Origin of the sequence: Pseudomonas sp. EL_65y_Pfl2_R96 (assembly GCF_963970905.1) — a bacterium.
Lineage (GTDB): Bacteria > Pseudomonadota > Gammaproteobacteria > Pseudomonadales > Pseudomonadaceae > Aquipseudomonas.
In genome coordinates this window covers 1-255 of the sequence record NZ_CAXAQH010000472.1, presented here as the reverse complement: position 1 = coordinate 255, position 255 = coordinate 1, and the positions used below count along the sequence as shown (strand labels likewise).

1 protein-coding gene is annotated in these 255 nt (G+C 57.6%); it reads right to left on the bottom strand.

Going from position 1 to position 255, the window contains the following annotated elements; genetic code table 11:
- Positions 1-255 (bottom strand): IS66 family transposase (locus AACY49_RS31630; RefSeq protein ID WP_339528302.1); only part of this gene is annotated, 255 nt, incomplete at both ends.

Here is a 255-nt window from a genome sequence, read left to right as displayed (position 1 = left end):
TCCAGGACTGGCTGCTGGGCTCCCGATCCTGCTCTTTCAACACCTGCACGCGGGTTTCATCGCAGTGGATGACGCGGCTTTCCAATAACTGGTCGCGCATTAAATTCAGCAGTGGTTGCAAGTGTTCGCCGCACTGGATAACCCAGCGGGCCAAGGTCTGGCGCGGGATATCGATGCCATGGCGGCCCAGCACTTTTTCAAAACGGTGAAGCGGCAAACCGTCCACGTATTTGGTGGTCAGCAGCATCGCCAGCA